The sequence below is a fragment of the Polaribacter sp. genome, assembly GCF_965660385.1.
Lineage (GTDB): Bacteria > Bacteroidota > Bacteroidia > Flavobacteriales > Flavobacteriaceae > Polaribacter.
Window position 1 is genome coordinate 1 of record NZ_CBFHZT010000050.1, and the last position, 19,040, is coordinate 19,040.

The 19,040-nt window shown below is 30.6% G+C and carries 11 protein-coding genes; 8 read left to right on the plus strand and 3 right to left on the minus strand.

Features of this window, described 5'->3' with window-relative positions; translation table 11 throughout:
- Positions 1-958 (plus strand): methylmalonyl Co-A mutase-associated GTPase MeaB (meaB, locus tag ACTG3V_RS12720; RefSeq protein WP_439132551.1); only part of this gene is annotated, 958 nt, incomplete at its 5' end.
- Positions 959-1,023: 65 nt separating this feature from the next.
- Here meaB and ACTG3V_RS12725 read toward each other — a convergent pair.
- A complete protein-coding gene (locus ACTG3V_RS12725; protein ID WP_439132552.1) occupies positions 1,024-2,217 on the minus strand; it encodes a serine hydrolase domain-containing protein in 1,194 nt (397 codons plus the stop codon).
- A gap of 474 nt (positions 2,218-2,691) precedes the next feature.
- Here ACTG3V_RS12725 and ACTG3V_RS12730 point away from each other — a divergent pair, with 474 nt between their 5' ends.
- Positions 2,692-4,914 carry an LruC domain-containing protein gene (locus ACTG3V_RS12730; protein WP_439132553.1) on the plus strand — a complete coding sequence of 741 codons (2,223 nt, stop codon included), beginning with the start codon at positions 2,692-2,694 and terminating at the stop codon, positions 4,912-4,914.
- Between the two features lie 72 nt (positions 4,915-4,986).
- On the opposite strand, the gene ACTG3V_RS12735 is transcribed toward ACTG3V_RS12730, so the two are convergent.
- Both ACTG3V_RS12735 and ACTG3V_RS12740 read right to left on the minus strand, forming a co-directional pair.
- Entirely contained in the window at positions 4,987-7,524 is a 2,538-nt protein-coding gene (locus tag ACTG3V_RS12735; protein ID WP_439132554.1) for a DUF559 domain-containing protein, read from the minus strand.
- Between the two features lie 152 nt (positions 7,525-7,676).
- A complete protein-coding gene (locus ACTG3V_RS12740; RefSeq protein WP_439132555.1) occupies positions 7,677-10,166 on the minus strand; it encodes a M14 family zinc carboxypeptidase in 2,490 nt (829 codons plus the stop codon).
- 250 nt (positions 10,167-10,416) lie between these two features.
- On the opposite strand from ACTG3V_RS12740, the gene ACTG3V_RS12745 reads away from it, so the two are divergent.
- From ACTG3V_RS12745 to ACTG3V_RS12770, 6 genes are all read left to right on the plus strand, one after another.
- Complete coding sequence (locus tag ACTG3V_RS12745) at positions 10,417-11,931, plus strand: energy transducer TonB (protein WP_439132556.1); 1,515 nt, start codon at positions 10,417-10,419, stop codon at positions 11,929-11,931.
- Between the two features lie 33 nt (positions 11,932-11,964).
- Positions 11,965-12,642, plus strand: coding sequence for a tRNA (guanosine(37)-N1)-methyltransferase TrmD (gene trmD / locus ACTG3V_RS12750; protein WP_439132557.1), 678 nt, complete (start codon positions 11,965-11,967; stop codon positions 12,640-12,642).
- A gap of 1 nt (position 12,643) precedes the next feature.
- A complete protein-coding gene (locus ACTG3V_RS12755; protein WP_439132558.1) occupies positions 12,644-14,113 on the plus strand; it encodes an ArnT family glycosyltransferase in 1,470 nt (489 codons plus the stop codon).
- Positions 14,114-14,224: 111 nt separating this feature from the next.
- Positions 14,225-14,575: a 50S ribosomal protein L19 gene (rplS, locus tag ACTG3V_RS12760; protein ID WP_439132559.1), complete on the plus strand. Its 351-nt coding sequence runs from the start codon at positions 14,225-14,227 to the stop codon at positions 14,573-14,575.
- An 806-nt stretch (positions 14,576-15,381) separates the two neighbouring features.
- Positions 15,382-17,601 carry an NADP-dependent isocitrate dehydrogenase gene (locus ACTG3V_RS12765; protein ID WP_439132560.1) on the plus strand — a complete coding sequence of 740 codons (2,220 nt, stop codon included), beginning with the start codon at positions 15,382-15,384 and terminating at the stop codon, positions 17,599-17,601.
- A gap of 95 nt (positions 17,602-17,696) precedes the next feature.
- Positions 17,697-18,944 (plus strand): efflux RND transporter periplasmic adaptor subunit, encoded by a 1,248-nt coding sequence (locus ACTG3V_RS12770; protein WP_439132561.1) that lies wholly within the window; start codon positions 17,697-17,699, stop codon positions 18,942-18,944.
- The last annotated feature ends 96 nt before the right edge of the window (positions 18,945-19,040 follow it).

A 19,040-nucleotide genomic window follows, 5' to 3' on the forward strand; every position in this document is an offset into this window, starting at 1 on the left:
TATCCAAGAATTTGTTTCAAAAATCTTAGAGGGGAATATTACTTTTTTAAGCAGAGCCATTACTTTGGTAGAAAGTACTAACGTAAATCATCAAAAAAAAGCGAACGAAATTTTAGAGCGCTGTTTACCTTATGCAAATAATTCGATACGTATTGGCATTACAGGTGTTCCTGGTGTGGGTAAAAGTACATTTATTGAAGCTTTTGGAAAACATTTAACAGCACAAGGAAAAAAAGTTGCTGTTTTGGCTGTAGATCCTAGTAGTTCTGTAAATAAGGGTTCTATTTTAGGTGATAAAACCAGAATGGAACAATTGGTTACTGATAAAAATGCGTTTATTAGACCTTCGCCTTCTGGAACTTCCTTGGGTGGTGTAGCTCAAAAAACACGAGAAAGTATTATTTTATGTGAGGCTGCTGGTTTTGATACCATTTTAATTGAAACCGTTGGCGTTGGCCAATCTGAAACTTTGGTACATTCTATGGTAGATTTTTTCCTTCTTCTAAAATTAGCGGGTGCTGGAGATGAGTTGCAAGGTATAAAACGTGGTATTATTGAAATGGCAGATGCTATTGTGATTAATAAAGCTGATGGTGATAATGAAAAAAACGCTAAAATAGCTAAGGTTGAGTTTAACAGAGCTCTGCATTTATATCCTTTAAAAGAAAGTAATTGGCAACCTAAAGTAATTACTGCAAGTGCTTTACAAAATATTGGAATTGATAAAGTGGATGCTATGATTAAAGAATATTTTAATGTAACGAAAAGTAACAATTACTTTACTTTAAAACGAAATAGCCAAAATAAATATTGGTTATTAGCAACCATTGAACAACAATTAAAAGCAGACTTTTATTCCAAATCAAATATAAAAGATGCCTTAGAAAAAGAAATTAAAAATTTAGAAAATGGTAAGACAACGCCTTTTAATGCTGCAAAGCGTTTATTAAATCTATAGATTTTTTATTACAAAAAAAGCGGCAGTTCAACTTCTTGATAAAAGTATCAGAAGTGTCTTTACCATTAAACTTCTAAATTTTGACTCACAATTTTCTTAATTTTCTTATTTAAAGACCTCATTGCATTGTAGCTTGTATGCTCTAAAACGATGACTACCAAATCATCTTCTAAGTAATTGGTAAGCGCTGTACTAAAGCCATTCCATTTGCCATAATGATAGATTTTTTTATCGTTAAATCTATCCATTCGAAAACCAAAACCATAAGGAACTTTTCTTCCATATATTGTTTTTCCTTTACTGTACATTAAATCTAAAGATGCTTTAGAGAGCAATTGTTCTGAATTTAAACCATAGGTCCACTTAAATAAATCTTCTGGAGTGGAATACACATTTTTATCACCAACAATGGCATCATTAACAGTACTTCCAATTTTTAAATGCCTCCATCCTCTGTATAAACGATACCCAATTAACTGATTTTTTCGAACAGTATCGTTCTGAAAACTATACACATAGGTGTTTTTCATACCTAATGGCTCAAAAAAATTCTCTTTCAAAAAATGGTTAAAAGATGTACCCGAAACTTTCTCTACAATAGCAGCCAAAACAAAATAACCTGTATTCGAATAATCGAAATTACGGCCAGGTTTAAAAAAACGTTGTGCTTTGGTTAATGGCAACACCTTCATTAAATCTGTATTTGTAGGTGCTTTTTCTTCTTTCCATTCGTGCTCGGCTATCCAAAAATACTTTGGCAAACCAGAGGTGTGGTTTAACAAGTTTTGGATTGTAATATTCTTATACGGAAAATTTGGAAAATAATTATTTACAGTATCTGTAAGTTGTATTTTATTTCTTTCCTTTAACAGCATTATTGCTGCAGCTGTAAATTGCTTACTTACAGATGCCAATTGAAAAGCAGACTCTTTTTTAATGGGCACTTTCTTTCTAAAATCTGCATAACCAATTTGATTTTCGTAGACTATCTTTTTATTTTTAGCCACTAAAATAGCTCCATGAAAATCGTGTCTTTTATGAATACGTTTTAATAAAGAATCTAATTTTTGATTCAGTTTTTTAGTTTTTGTTGAAGGATAGTATTCTACAGGAACTAAGAGATTAGCTTTTTCATCCGTCTTTACAACTTTTTTAGGTACAACCTTTATTTGTTTTGGTTCAGACATCTTAAAAGCAAAAAAAGAAATGCTAAAAAGAACTACTACGCTTAAGGAAATATGTTGAATGTTTTTTTTCAAAGAAATAATTAAATTTTTGTAAAAATAAGCATCATTAGGTTATAATCAAAATTCTATACTCAATGGCTTACTTTAATAGCCTTTTTAGACTATAGTTAAACAAATCCTAATATTATAACCTAACTATATTTTTATTATTAATTACAGTCACAATATATTTTTTAGCCTCAAAAATTAAATACTGAGAATTCTAAAGGGTTCGTTAATGGCTAAATTGATAAATATCATTCACTGGTATGAGAATAATCATTATATTTATAAGGTAATATTTTTTTGAGAAATTAAAATTTAATACAACAAACCATTTAATAAGAAGATTATCGGTTTTAAATCGCCTTTGAAAATTCAATTAATCTTAAGGAAATTGTATTTAAACGATATAAATGTATTGTAAAACGCATTCGGTCTAACTACAATAAACCTAAGCTATAAATTTGCATTGGGCAAAATATTAACATTAAAAAAATCCCCATTATGAAAACTAAATTTATCTTATCACTAATTTTATTAGCTTTATTACAAAGCTGTACACCAGATTTTCCAAACAATCCTGAAGAAACTGTAGAATACATTCAAGATGATATTACTACATTAGTAGTACCTGATGGTCATGATTTAAGACCTTTAGCATTACAAAACACGAGTATAAACTTATCTGAAAATTCTCGTGCAGAAATGGTTAATGTTAAAATGTTTAAGGTTGAAAATGATACCCATACATTATTGTATGAAGGTTTCATCAACAAAGAAAAATCAATCAGTAATATTTTTAAAATACCAAACCATGTTGAACTTATTTCAGTTCAAGCAGACTTGGCTACAGGCACCAGAGAGTGGCTTGTTACCCCTACTGAATTGCAAAACATTAGCATAGAAGACGAAGAAAGAGCTACCACTGAAGAAGGCAAAACCTCTACAGATTCTAAAATAAGTGCAAAATCGAACTCAGATAATCCACCAAGTTGGGACTGTGATGATTATGACGAATTTACAGGTAATGATGATGGTGATTATAAAATAACAAGCACCTCAACTCAAGGTATTAACATTAATAAAAAAACAACTATTTACATATGTGATGGAGGTTCATGGAGCCCATCTTATGTAAATGATAACAATAAACAACTTACTATCTATATTGCAGAGGGTGGAACCTTAAAACTTTCGGGTAATTTTAACTCAACCGTTTATAATGTAGGTACTTTTAACGGTGTGAACCTTGGAATGAGCAAAGACAGTGCTTTAGACAACTGGGGAACTACGAATATTACTGGTAGTTTAAATATAGACTCTAACGATGTAAATGTTTATGCAGGTGTATTTAATATTTCTGGTTCTTTAAACTTAAATAGTAATGCACACTTTGATAATGATGGTGGTGTTGTAAATGTTGGAGGTCATCTTACAACTGCTGGAAAATTACATAACAAAGAAAATTCTGAAATGAATGTAGCTGGTAATTTTACGGTAAATGGAGGCGAGTTTGAGAATGAGTGTAAAACCATAATTTCTGGAAATTTCATCAACAACAAACAAGCCGAATTTAGTAATGCATCTTACACCGTAATTACAGGAGGTTTGATAAATAACTCTAATATTGATATCAAAATACAAGAAGGCTCTATTTTAAAATGTGCTAGCATTATGTCTAATGGTAAAATAAAAGGAGATAAAGCTTACTCTGTTATCGAAACTGGTAACATTACCTTTAACGGAAATAGTGCCTTTCAAGGTAGTTTAGATATTTGCTCTGATTATTATACAGAGAATATGGGAAAAAATGATGTAATCAATACCTGTAATACGTTTATTTCTGTTGGTGCTTGTTCTCCAGGCTTTAACAACGCTACCGACAATGATAATGATGGAATAATTGAGGGTGTAGATGTAGATGATGCAAACCCAAATGTATCTTCATATAACTATCCTCAAGGTCAAGATACTTATTTTACATCTTTATACGAAGATTTATACCCTTGTATGGGTGATTATGACTTAAATGATTTAGTACACAATTACACCTACAAAGAAGGGATAAATCAAAACGCTAAGATTTCTGAAATTGCCTTCGATTATAAATTCCCAGCAATGGGCGCTAATTTTAACAATAGTTTTGTACTAAGAGTTGTTGACGAAGATGATAATGCTGCTTTAACCTTAGATAATACTGATGCGTATGCAAGTAGTGAAATAACAAGATTACATGACGATCAAAACAACACTACCTTATTTATTTTTAACAACCTTAAAACTATTTATACTGATAATACTGGGGCAATAATAAATACGGTAAAACAAGATTATGCGAACATACCTGTAATTTCTGGAAAAGTTACTAATATTGATGGAGCTTATGACGAGTTTATTCTTAAAGATGGTGAATTAGGCCAAGAAATACATCCTGTTTATAATGCGTTTCATAGCAATTACCCAGCTTTAAACCAACCATCTATGTATAACGATTCTAGTAATTTCTTAAACTGTAGTGATAATTCTTCTGGAAATAATCTTTTTGTAAATTCTAATAACTTCCCTTGGGTACTTAACGATTTACCTGTTGATTTACCATGGGCTAAAGAAGGAGTTTCAATTTTAGAAGCCTATCCAAATTTTGATGATTTTGTAATTTCAAACCCAAGATTAGATTGGTATTCAGACAAAAACGGAAATAGAAAAAAAGAAAACTTAAATAATTAGTAACATTTATTAAATTTAGAATACTCAATAAGAATGAAAAATCATTTTTATTGAGTATTTTTTTGCTTTAATCTAGCTGATATTACTCCAAATTTTTGAGGTCTGTGTCATTGCTGTAAAGGCAGTTTTAATCGGTAAATTTTCTGGTTTAGATAAGTTGGCATCTTCTTGTAAAACAGTAATTGCTGTATTTCTTGCAGCCACTAAAATTTTAGAATCTTTAACCACATCTGCTATTTTTAAATTCAACACACCACTTTGCTGTGTACCCATAATATTGCCTGGGCCTCGTAATTTTAAATCAACTTCTGCTATTTTAAAACCATCTGTAGTATCTACCATCGTTTTTAAACGTGTTTTAGCTTCTGCAGACAATTTATAACTCGATAATAAAATACAATAACTTTGGTCTGCACCTCTACCTACTCTACCTCGTAATTGGTGCAATTGACTCAACCCAAAACGCTCTGCACTTTCAATAATCATAACGCTTGCATTTGGCACATTTACACCAACTTCTATAACGGTTGTTGCTACCATAATTTGTGTTTCTCCTTTTACAAAACGCTGCATTTCATGGTCTTTATCTGCTGGTTTCATTTTACCATGTACAATACTAATTTGATACTTTGGTAAAGGAAACTCACGAGAAATACTCTCATAACCATCCATCAAATCTTTATAATCCATAGCTTCAGATTCTTGAATTAATGGGTATACTATATATACTTGTCGTCCTTTTGCAATTTCATCTTTTAAAAATTTAAAAACGGAAAGCCTATTGCTATCAAAACGATGTACCGTTTTTACTGCTTTTCGTCCAGGAGGTAACTCATCAATTACAGAAATATCTAAATCGCCATAAACAGACATTGCTAAAGTTCTTGGTATGGGGGTTGCTGTCATTACTAAAATGTGGGGAGGTAAAGCCCCTGCAACCTCCCCAAAAGGGAGGCTAGCCAAAACTGAGGAAATCCTTTTAATTACTTTGTTTATATCTCCAATAACCTCTTCATTTGTAAATCTTATGACTTTATATCCTAAGTCATTTAGTATTTTGGTTCTTAAATTATCTGCTTCTTGTTGTTCTTTGGTATTGTGATTATTTCCATCAACTTCGATGATTAAGTTTTTTTCGATACAGATAAAATCCACAATAAACTCATCAACAATATGTTGTCTTCTAAATTTAGCATCTAATTTTTTAGTTCTTAATTGTTCCCACAGCATCTGTTCAGCTTCAGTAGTTTGCTGCTTTCTGTTTTTTTGCAATTCTTTCATCAATTTATAAACTGATGGACGGGCCGTCATATATTTTTTGTGCACAGTTTGGGCTTCCTCACTTGAAGAAGGTTGCGATAAGCTCAATTTATTTTTACTCCACAATTTTGCGCGTTGTTTTACGCCAAACCTGTGTTGCTCATCAATAATAGCAATGCCTAACTTTTTGTATTTTACTTTATCTTCTAGCAACGCATGTGTGCCTACCAAAATATGTAAAGAACCTGCTTCTAAATTCGCATGAATTTCACGACGTTTTTTAGTTTTTACAGATCCTGTAAGGATAGCAACATTAATATCTAAACCTGCTAACAATTCTGAAACTGCTGTATAGTGCTGATTGGCTAAAATTTCTGTAGGTGCCATAATCGTAGCTTGATATCCATTATCAATCGCTAACAACATGGCCAATACAGCCACAATGGTTTTTCCAGACCCCACATCTCCTTGCAGTAACCTATTCATATGTGCTCCAGAACCTACATCTTTTCGAATTTCTCTCAGCACTCTTTTTTGAGCATTGGTTAACTCAAAAGGCAATTTATTTTTATAAAAATCAGTAAAATTGTCACCTACCTTTTCAAACACAAAACCTTTAATTTTTGTTTTATTGATGAGTTTTTTTCTTACCAATTGCAATTGAATAAAAAACAATTCTTCGAACTTTAAGCGGTATTGTGCTTTTGCCAAATGTTCTTGACTTTTCGGAAAATGTACATTTAGCAAAGCATCGCGCTTTTTCATCAATTTAAAATCATCAATAATTTCTTGCGATAAACTTTCCTGTATACCATCATAAACTTGTTGCAATAAATACTGAATGTAAGCGCGCATTAATTTATTAGATACGCCAGCGTTGGTGAGTTTTTCTGTGGATGGATACACAGGTTGCATTTTGGTTTGCAACTTTTTTTTGTATTCGGTAACCAATTCCATTTCTGGATGCGGAATGCTAAATGCCCCATTATAATGATTTAGCTTACCATAAACCACATAAGGAACTCCAATTTTTAAAGAATCTTTTATCCATTTTTGCCCTTTAAACCAAACCAATTCCATGGTACCTGAAGCATCTTGAAACGTAGCTACTAACCTACTGCCTCTTTTTTGAGCTACAGATTTTACATTGGTAATTTGCCCAACAATTTGCACTTCGCTAGAGTTGGGTTGCAAATCTTTGATAGCATAAAACTCGGTTTTATCAATATATCGAAAAGGAAAAAAATTTAATAAATCGTTACATGTTTTTATACCCAATTCTGTGTACAATAACGTAGCTCTTTGTACACTTATTCCTTTTATATATGTAATTGGGTAGTTTAGATTCAATGTTAACGACTAAATAATACGAAAATACTGAATTCAAATATCATTTAAAATTAAAAACACAAGTAAAAAAAGAGCTGAAAATGAATCAGCTCTTTTTTAAAAACATTATAAAGTTGTTTTATACAATATAAAATCTATTTTTATAGACCTCCCTACATCTTATCACCAAAGAAAATAGTGTTCATTAACAACTTATTGGTACCAAACCAAAAAGCCCTAAAATTGGTGTTATCTGTAAAAACAATAACCTTACCCCTACCAAAACGTTGGGCTTTAAAAGGTACAGTATTGGGGATTACTTTTGCATTTTCTTTAGAAATATAACCACTTAATAATGGTTTTTCTGTATATTGAATAGGATTTTGATAACTGTCTTTATGTGCTGTGATAAACATGGTTGAGTTTCTAAATAAGGCAATTTTATCATTTTTATATCCAAAATTTATAGGATGACTCCTATCTATATTTGCTTCAAAAATAGCACCTCCAATTACTTGTGCACCCGATTGTAAAGAACGGTTTTCAAATGAAACATTTGTAATAGGTTCTCTTTGAACACTTTCAAAACTTACATTAATCATTTTGTTGCTAGCAAGCCATCTTACAGTGTTTTTATACCCCACAACTACTCCACCATTTCTAACCCAAGTTTTAATTTTTTCTACAGCACTTTTTTCTAAACGACTACTTGGTATTACAATGTGTGTGTATTTAGAAATGTCCATTCTTGATAAATTACGTGTATCTAAACGTGTAATATGCATATCAAAACGTTGATCAAACAAATGCCAAATTTCTCCAGAATCGTTGCCTGTAACACCATCTCCAACAATCATGGCAACTTTTGGTTTGGTAATTGCTTCAAAATTTCGACTTCCTAAATCAATACCATCATTTAAACCTGTAACAACTCCTGTAAAATTAACATGACTAGCTGCTGCAACCTCTTTTAAAAATTGATACAACTCTTCAACATTTAATTTCTGATTTTGAACAGGAATAAATATAGTACCATATTCATAAGCATTACCTCCATTCTTAAAATTTTTCATCGATACTTTTGCACGTATCCCTTTTTGTAAAATGGTATTTAAGGCTTTAGGTGTGTAAAATTCATTCCAAGGCATTAAATAACCATAAGTACTTTGTGTTGAAACTGTTCCTGCTTTTAGTTTTAGTTCAGTAATTTCTTTGCCTGCTTTGGATAAAGAAACATTTTCGGCAAAATCAACACCAAAAGCATGATTAAAAGTCCATGCAGAAACGTCGTAAAACAAACTATCTTTAAAGGTTTTACGAACATCGAACATTGCTTTTACCAAACGCTGGTTCTTTTGATTCATGGGTACTACATAACTATATCCTTTTTTAAAGGTTTTACCATTTTCGGTAAAATCTGCTTTTATTTCGTGGATTTTAATATGTTGTTTTTTTAGTACTTCTGCCAAATGATAGCTTTTAGCTGCATCCTTTTCATCACCAAAAACAATGGCTTTATTTGAGCCTGTTTCTCTAGATTCTTCATAAAAATCTTGTTGATATTGTAAGATTTTAACGCGCATATTTTTGGCTGCTTCTAAAGTTGATAAAGCCGCTGTAAACTGATTTCTAATGGTAAACGGAAAAGTTAAAATTCCGTTTTCAGTTTCTTGTGCATGGCCTCTAGAGCTTCCTTGCTCAAACAAAATTCCTATACTACCATTAATGTCTGGAAAAGTAGAACCTTTACCATAATAAAAATCATCAAAACTTTCTTCTGAATAATACAATGAGCCTATTTTATCTAAAGCTTTGGCATGATAAGTAGCAATTTCTTTGGTTAAGTCTTGATTTAATTGAGGCGTTAATGGATTAGTTCTGCTTGGTATACCTGGTTGAAAAAAGAAACTAGAATTGCTACCCATTTCGTGATGATCTGTTAAAATATTTGGCAGCCATTTATGAAAGCTCGCAATTCTTGCTGTACTTTCTGGCAATTGCACTGGCAACCAATCTCTGTTCATATCAAATTGATAATGGTTGGTTCTTCCTCTTGGCCAAATTTCTGAGTATTCTCTGTCATTTGGATCTGGGTTAATGTTTTTACTTCTATTAGTATTTGCCCAATAAGCAAAACGTTGTAAACCATCTGGATTAAATGAAGGATCAAAAAGAATAACCGTGTTCTTTAGTAAATCGTCTATATTATCTGCAGCTGCCAAATAATAAGCTACTGCCAAAGCTGCATTAGAACCACTTGGTTCATTACCATGAATAGAAAAACCTTGATAAACCACAATAGGATTGTTAGAAACATCAACAGTTTTATTATTAGTAGCTTCAATATGCTGCTTACGAATTGCCTCAATATTTTTATGATTTTCTGGTGATGTTATGGTTAACAACAATAAGGGCCTATCTTCATAAGTTTTACCTCTATTTTCTAAGGATATTCTATCTGAAGAAGCCGCCAATACTTTCATATACTCCACTAACTTATCATGCGTAATATGCCACTCACCCACTTCGTGACCAATTACAGATTTTGGTGTTGGAATAGCTGAATTGTAGGTTGTATTTTTAGGCAAATAATAAGATAAATCTACCTTTTGAGCAGAAATTGAAACCGATAATAATAAGAAAAGAACGCGTATTTTTTTCATTGTATAAAGTTTGATAGCTAACAAATATAAGCAATCAGAAATTTTATCGTAAAGTTTTAACACCGCATTTAAAAACCTAAAAAACAGATACACCTTATATAAAGAAATTGTAATATATATTGAATATTAATTTTTGTAATTAAAGTAAGCCTTTAGTGTTTACAAAATAAAGTATATTTGATTTTATAATGAGATTTTAATACTTGTAACATCCCTATTAAAAATGGTATTTTACCCTTAAAAAATTAACATGAAAAGCAAAAAAAAATATATTACCATTTTTACATTATTCTCAATTTTAATGGTTTTTTCTCAATCAACTAAAAAGTTTGATTACGAAAAATACTCAGACCCCAACCCAGAGAATCAACTTTCATTATTCTTTAAAGAACATGTTTCTAAAAAATTGCTTAAAACCACAACGTTTTTCAACAAAGACAACATTGTTTTATTGTCTTTTTATGTGAATCAACAAGGAGAACCTTATAAATTAAATGTATCTGCTAAAGGAACAGATGAATATTATACCGCTATTAAAAACACTTTTAAAGAATATTACAAAAAGTATATTGGTTATGATTCACTAAACATTGGCAATAAATACCATCTACAAATTATAAGTAAAAAAGGAAGAAAGATAATTTTTAATTGTAGCTCTAAAATTATTGCAGAAAAACCATCAATTTGTAATGAATGTAAAGATTTAGACTTTTATGAAGACATTAAAAATTGTTTAAACTTAGCAGTAAAAAGGTATTTTTATAAAAACGCAAATTTTAATTTATTAAATAATACCTATTCTAAAAATGACCTAAACTTAAAAAACACAAAAGATATCGACTTATTTTTTAACCAAGAAGTAGATTTAAAAATAAGCTTTGAAATTAATAAAGATGGTAAACTGATTAATAAAAAATCTGGAGTTCCAAGTTTTTTTACAAATGAAGTCAATAGGCTGTTAAGCTCTTTTCCACTTGATATAACACCATCAACGTTAAACAACACTTTTTACCCAACAAAGCACAGCTTTCAAATTAAATTTAAAAAAGGCGAAAAACCGGTGTTTAAAGAATCAAATACTGATTTTTTAACTTTTACCAAACCAAGCCCTAGCAATGATTTTTCGGTTTATGTGAAAAGTAAATTAACAGAAACAGATTTGCAATTGGCCAACTTAAACAGACTCCATAATAGATTAAGTATCTTTTTTGAGCTAGATAAAAATGAGCAAATCATTAACTTAAAAACAAATTCAAGATCAGATCACCTAGACAAAAAAATTAAACAAATCTTCAAAAACTATCCTTTAGAAAATTTAAATTTCCTCAATAAAAAAGGAGTTCATAGCTACACCCTCCAAGTATTATCATTTAAACAAGATAAGGTAGTCGTCAATACAAGTTCTACATTAGGATATGAAAAAGCACCATTATTTCCAGGTTGCGAAAACTCAAAAAACTTACAAGAAATTAAAAAATGTTTTAGTAAAAATGTGCAATTGCATTTTTCTAGAAAATTTAATGCAGACTTGCCTAATAGATTAGGGCTAGCTCGTGGAAAATTAAAGGTTTGGATACGCTTTATCATAGACAAAAACGGAAATGCAACGAAAATAGCCACAAAACTAAGTCAACCAAGCCCTGCCATAGATGTTGAAGTGAAAAGGGTTATGAGTTTACTGCCCAAAATGGCATCTGTAGCTGAACAAAATGGAAAAGCAGTAGAGGTAAAATGCGCTATACCATTTACGTTATATATCCGTTGATTTAAAATAATAGAAAAGAATTACATTTGCAAAATGCGAATAGATATTATTTCAGTTGCTCCAGATTTGTTAAAAAGTCCTTTTAACCATTCTATAATAAAGCGAGCTAAAGAAAAAGGGTTAACAGAGATTGTAATTCACGATTTACGTACCTATGGTTTAGGCAACTATAAACAGATTGATGATACACAATTTGGCGGAGGTGCTGGCATGGTTTTAATGATAGAACCCATAGCTAATTGTATTAAAAAACTGCAAAACGAGCGCAAATATGATGAGATTATTTATATGACTCCAGATGCCAAAACCTTAAATCAAGCAACAGCAAACACACTTTCATTACAACAAAATATATTAATTTTAACGGGGCATTACAAAGGGGTAGATCAACGTATTCGTGACAAATACATTACAAAAGAAATTTCAATTGGCGATTATGTTTTAACGGGTGGTGAACTCGCTGCTGCTGTTTTGGTTGATGCTGTTGTACGCTTAATACCAGGCGTTATTGGCGATGAACAATCTGCATTAACAGATTCTTTTCAAGATAATTTACTATCTCCTCCTGTATATACAAGACCTGCAGATTTTGAAGGGATGAAAGTTCCTGAGATTTTATTGTCAGGTAATTTTCCAAAAATTGAAGATTGGCGAAGCGAAAAAGCATACGAGAGAACCGAACAAATAAGACCAGACCTGCTTGATGACTAAAATGCTTACTATAATAAAAAAAAACAAAGCCATTTCTTGCGTGTTAGGGTTTCAATTATTTAGATTGATACTTTTACCTTTTATGGGCTTAATGCCTCAAGACGCATACTATTATTTGTATGGCCAAAATTTGTCATTGTCTTATTTTGATCATCCAGGAATGATTGGCTATATATTACGCATCTTTTCAGAAATTTTTGGGCAATCTGTTTTTGTCATCAAACTTGCAGATTTTGTAATAACTTCACTTACCATTTTAAGTTTTTATAAATTAGCCTCTTATTTTTTATCCAAAGAAAAATTAAAACGTGCTTTTGTTTTATTAGTTTCTACAATTTTCATTTCAATTTTATCATTTAATTCTACTCCAGATGTGCCTTTATTATTATTCTGGACATTGAGTTTGTTATGCCTATATAAAGCTATTTTTGAAGACAAAAAATGGTTTTGGATTTTAGGCGGAATCGCAATGGGACTAGCCTTTAATAGCAAATACACAGCACTAGTATTACAAATAGGTTTACTTTTATTTTTACTTTTTTCTAAGCAATACAGAAAATTATTGATATCACCTTGGTTATGGATTAGCATCATAATTTCTGTAGCAGTTACTTTTCCTGTTTGGTATTGGAATTATCAAAACAATTTTGCCTCATTTGCTTTTCAATCATCAGAAAGAACAAGTTCAATTTCAGAATTTAAACTAAACCCTGGCTATTTCTTTGGCGCTATTGGGCATCAACTCTTTTTGTTATTACCTGTATTGTTTTTGGTTTTTATAACATTTACTTACAAATACATAAAAAGAGCACTTTTAAAATTTAAAATTCCACAAGCAAAAACCCTGTTTTTATTAGCTTTTTTCATTCCTACTTTTGTGGGATTCTTTTTACTTACCCCAATTTATTGGGTAAAACTAAACTGGATGATGCCTTCTTACATTACAGGAATTATTTTGGCAGGCATGTTTATCAGTAAAAAATTATTAAAGGCACAAATTATTATTGCCATCGTTTTTCATGTCTTGGTAGCCCTACAAGTAGTATTTTATTGGGTACCCATTAAAAGTGATGACACTTGGGTGGGATGGAAAAAACTAGCTTTAGAAACTAAAAAACTACAAGAAAAATATCCTAATACGTTTGTGTTTTCTGATGATAATTACAAGACTGCTGCTTGTTTAAACTTTTTTATGGAAGATAAAGTTTATGCGCAAAATATTATTGGAAAACCAGCATTACATTTTGATTATTTAGGTGATAATTTAGCACTATTAAATTCTAGAAACGCTATTTTTTTAGACTCTGATAAACGATTTACAGATGATAATAAAAAAGGCGAACACCCAAAAATTTTGGATAATTATTTTAAAGAGATCACTGAACTACAACCCATTATCATTAAACTAAATCAAAAAGAAGTTCGTAAATTTTGGGTGTACTACTGTACTAATTATCAACATAAAAAATAATTTAATTTAGTTTTATCACATCAAAAAAAGTATTACTTTTGCAACCGCTAAATTAACCTCTGACGAAGAAATCGTGAATGTTGTTTTAGAAAAACTATTAAACTAAAAGATATGGAATCTTTAATAAAATTTGTACAAGACGAATTTGTAACCAAAAACGAATTACCAGAATTTTCAGCTGGTGATACCATTACAGTGTATTACGAAATTAGAGAAGGAGAAAAAGTACGTACTCAGTTCTTTAGAGGGGTTGTAATTCAAAAAAGAGGAACAGGAACTTCAGAAACTTTTACCATCAGAAAAATGTCTGGTACTGTAGGAGTTGAAAGAATTTTTCCATTGAATTTACCATCTATTCAAAAAATAGAAATCAACAAAAGAGGTAAAGTACGTAGAGCACGTATTTACTACTTTAGAGGTCTTACTGGTAAAAAAGCTAGAATTACTGAAAAAAGAAGATAATCTCTTTATTTTATACAAAAAAAGCATTGTAAAATTTTACAATGCTTTTTTTTTATGAACAAATGTTAACAACTTTGGTTGATAACCTGTTAATTTCTAAATTGTTAAACTATTTTCATATTCATAAAATACATTTATTTTTATAGGATATTTACAAGAAATAAGAATCAAAAGTGATAATACGCTAAATTCCAAACTTCAGTAAATGTAAAGTTCTTTATTTAATGTTAGAAATCTGACTAAAGTTTAGCGAATTACTACAAATTAAGAATTGACAGGTTGTATGAAATTTTGTCAACACATGTTTTGGAATACAATGTGCATATCTGAAATATAAGGTTTAAAAGTTTTACTAAAATCAAAATTGTTAAAACTTATTTTTTTTGTAGTACACTAAAAACAAAAGTGAGATTGAAAACAACTACGAAACATTTCTAAAATTTTAATATTGTAATTCCCGATATAAAATTAAGAATGTTTTAAACTGAATTAGTAATCTGTAATTTCTTTAAAGTTAAGAAATATAAAAGACCTCTTTTATTTGATTTTACAACAATGTAAATCAGTACAAAAACTATTTTCAAAGAAGCCATATCATTGCAAAAATTTGCAGGATATGGCTTTTATTTTACACTTTTACGAAATCGTTTTCAACAATTATCAAAATCATAACAAAACCCACTAATTAATAAGATTTTTTCATCAAAAAAATCACTTTTAATTCATAAATTTGCTCGCTTTCTAAAATATGAACTCTTGTAAATAGAAAGCTAAAACACATAAAACTACTCAAAACACGAATAATAATGAGCAAAAAAGCTAAAATTGTATATACAAAAACAGATGAAGCACCTGCTTTAGCAACTCGTTCTTTTTTACCTATTGTAAAGGCATTCACAAAATCCTCTAACATAGAAATTGAAATTAAAGATATTTCTTTGGCTGCAAGAATTTTGGCTAACTTTTCAGATTATCTTAGTGACGATCAAAAAACAGAAGATGCCTTAGCTATTTTAGGTGAACTCGTAAAATCTCCAGAAGCAAATATTATAAAACTTCCAAACATTAGTGCTTCAGTTTCTCAGTTAACAGCTGCTGTGTCTGAATTGCAAGCCTTAGGGTATGCTATTCCAGATTATCCTGAAGATGCTAAAACAGATGAAGAAAAAGCAATTTTAGAACGCTATAATAAAGTAAAAGGTTCTGCTGTAAATCCTGTTTTAAGAGAAGGAAATTCAGACAGAAGAGCTCCAAAAGCAATCAAAAATTACGCTCGTAAAAACCCACATTCTATGGGCGAGTGGAAATCTGATTCTAAAACTCATGTTGCTACTATGTCTGCTGGTGATTTTGCTAATAACGAAAAATCAGTTACTGTAGCTAAACCTACAACTATATCCATAAAACATATTGCCAAAGATGGTTCAGAAACTGTTTTAAAATCATCTTTAAATTTATTAGCTGGTGAAATTATTGATGCTACTGTAATGAATAAAAAAGCATTAATAACTTTCTTAGAACAACACGTTGCTGATGCTAAAGCTCAAGGGGTTTTACTTTCATTACACATGAAAGGAACTATGATGAAAGTATCTGATCCAATCATTTTTGGGCATGCTGTAAAAGTATTCTTCAAAAATGTATTTGAAAAACATGCAGAAACTTTCGAAAAAATTGGGGTAAATGCAAATGTTGGTTTTGGTAATGTATTAAGTAATCTTAATGAAGTATCAGAAGAGAAAAAAGCTGAAATTTTAGCGGATATTGATGAAGCTTACAAAAATGGACCAGCATTGGCCATGGTAAATTCTGACAAAGGAATTACGAACTTACATGTGCCATCTGATGTAATTATTGATGCTTCTATGCCAGCAATGATTAGAACTTCTGGTAGAATGTGGAATGCAAATGGCGAATTACAAGACACCAAAGCTATTATACCTGATAGCTCTTATGCAGGCATTTACTCAGCTACAATCGATTTCTGTAAAAAGCATGGCGCTTTTGATCCAACAACAATGGGTACAGTGCCTAATGTAGGTTTAATGGCTCAAAAGGCAGAAGAGTATGGTTCTCATGATAAAACTTTTGAAATTGCTGCTGATGGAAAAGTAATTGTTACTGATACAGAAGGAAACACTTTAATTGAACATTCTGTTGAAGAAGGTGATATTTGGAGAATGTGTCAAACAAAAGATTTACCAATTCAAGATTGGGTAAAATTAGCAGTTACAAGAGCTAGAGCTTCACAAACTCCTGCTGTTTTTTGGTTAGATGAAAATAGAGCTCATGATGCTGAAGTAATTAAAAAAGTAAATGCATACTTACCAAATCATGATACTGCTGGTTTAGATCTAAGAATTTTATCGCCAACAAAAGCAACTGAATTTACTTTAGAGAGAATTGTAAAAGGTGAGGATACTATTTCTGTTTCTGGTAACGTTTTACGTGATTATTTAACAGATTTATTTCCAATATTAGAAGTAGGTACTTCTGCTAAAATGCTCTCCATTGTTCCTTTAATGAATGGTGGTGGATTGTTTGAAACTGGTGCAGGAGGTTCTGCCCCTAAGCATGTACAACAATTTTTGGAAGAAAATCATTTAAGATGGGATTCTTTAGGTGAGTTTTTAGCTTTAGCAGTTTCGTTAGAACATTTAGGAAACAAAAACAACAACGAAAAAGCATTAATATTAGCAGAAACTTTAGATGATGCTACTGATAAATTCTTAGATAACGATAAATCACCTTCAAGAAAAGTTGGTGAGTTAGATAATAGAGGTTCTCATTTTTACTTAGCTAAATATTGGGCTGAAGGATTGGCGAATCAAGATAAAAACATCGAATTGAAAGAAGAGTTCACTACTATTTTTGAAGCTTTAACAAGTAACGAAGAAAAAATAGTAGCTGAATTAAATAAAATTCAAGGCAATGCTGTAAATATTGGTGGTTATTATCAACCAAATGAAGATTTAACAATTGCTGCAATGAGACCTAACGTAACGTTAAACAGTATTTTAGGCTAAACAATTATTATAATTTTCTTAAAACATTAACATAAGGGGTGCTATTTAGCACTCCTTTTTTTGTTAGTTTTGGTGAATCAACCAAATAAAAACTAATGAATAAAAAACGTATTGCCATAATTTCTGTGGCTGCATTAATTGCTATTTACCTTGTTTACAGTTATTTTTCACCTTCATCTGATGGCGAAATGTATGTTACTACCGAGGTTAAGAAAGGAAACTTTGTAAGTGAAGTAATCACTTCTGGAGAAGCACAGTCTACAAGCTTAAAAAAAATTGACGGCCCAAAGAATTTAAGAAAGTTTAGAATAAGGGAAATTAAAATTCAAGATTTAGTACCAGAAGGTACAATTGTAAAAAAAGGAGACTACGTTGGTAGATTAGATCCTACTGAAGTAAACGAACAAATTATTGACGCTAGACTAAACTTAGAAGCTGCACAATCTAAATATACCCAACAACAATTAGATACTACACTTACTTTAAAACAAGAGAGAAATGCTATAAAAGATTTAAGTTTTAATATGGAACAAACCAAATTAGAATTAAAACAATCTACTTTTGAACCGCCAGCAACTATTAAAAAATTGGAAATTAACTTAGAGAAATCTGAGCGAGATTTGAATGAAAAAATAGAAAATTATAAGATAAAAAAGAGACAAGCCAATGCTAAAATGGTTGAAGTTGGTACAGAAGTTTCTAAAATAAAAAAAGAACTTAATGATTTATTAGATTTGTTAAACTCTTTTACAATATATTCTGATGGAAATGGAATGATTACCTATTTCAAAAACTGGGATGGTAGTAAGAAAAAAGTAGGATCATCTATAAGTCCTTGGGACCCAACAGTTGCTAGTTTACCTGATTTAACTAAAATGGAATCTAAAACTTACGCAAACGAGGTTGACATTAGAAAAATTAAAAAAGGCTTACCTGTAAAAGTGGGTTTTGATGCTTTTCCAGACATAGAAATTGAAGGCATTGTTACTGATGTTGCCAATGTTGGTGAAAATAAAAGAGGTTCAGATATTAAGGTTTTTCAGGTAATGATTAAATTAAATGAAACTAATGATAACATAAGACCTGGAATGACGACCTCTAACAAAATTATAACATTCGAGAAAAAAGATGTTTTAAGCGTTCCTTTAGAAGCCATTTTTTCTAAAGACTCTATAACTTATGTTTATAAAAAATCTGGATTTTCAGTCACAAAAAAACAAGTTAAAATAGGAGATTCTAATAACGATTCTGTAATTATTATTGATGGCTTAAAAGAATCTGACGTTGTCTATTTGAATAAACCAGAAGGTTATGAAACCGTTCAAATAGCTCAACTAAACTAGTTTTTATGTTTGATAAAATTTATTTTGAAAAACTAAAATCTAATTTTAGTGAAGCTGTTCGTGTTATTCTAGCAAATAAAATTAGAACTTTACTTA

What these genes read in the sequence shown, in the direction of transcription:
- ACTG3V_RS12765 (WP_439132560.1), top strand. Translation starts at nt 15,382, where the DNA reads ATGAGCAAAAAAGCTAAAATTGTATATACAAAAACAGATGAAGCACCT.
- trmD (WP_439132557.1), top strand. Translation starts at nt 11,965, where the DNA reads ATGCGAATAGATATTATTTCAGTTGCTCCAGATTTGTTAAAAAGTCCT.
- ACTG3V_RS12770 (WP_439132561.1), top strand. Translation starts at nt 17,697, where the DNA reads ATGAATAAAAAACGTATTGCCATAATTTCTGTGGCTGCATTAATTGCT.
- ACTG3V_RS12755 (WP_439132558.1), top strand. Translation starts at nt 12,644, where the DNA reads ATGCTTACTATAATAAAAAAAAACAAAGCCATTTCTTGCGTGTTAGGG.
- ACTG3V_RS12745 (WP_439132556.1), top strand. Translation starts at nt 10,417, where the DNA reads ATGAAAAGCAAAAAAAAATATATTACCATTTTTACATTATTCTCAATT.
- rplS (WP_439132559.1), top strand. Translation starts at nt 14,225, where the DNA reads ATGGAATCTTTAATAAAATTTGTACAAGACGAATTTGTAACCAAAAAC.
- ACTG3V_RS12730 (WP_439132553.1), top strand. Translation starts at nt 2,692, where the DNA reads ATGAAAACTAAATTTATCTTATCACTAATTTTATTAGCTTTATTACAA.
- ACTG3V_RS12740 (WP_439132555.1), bottom strand. Translation starts at nt 10,166, where the DNA reads ATGAAAAAAATACGCGTTCTTTTCTTATTATTATCGGTTTCAATTTCT.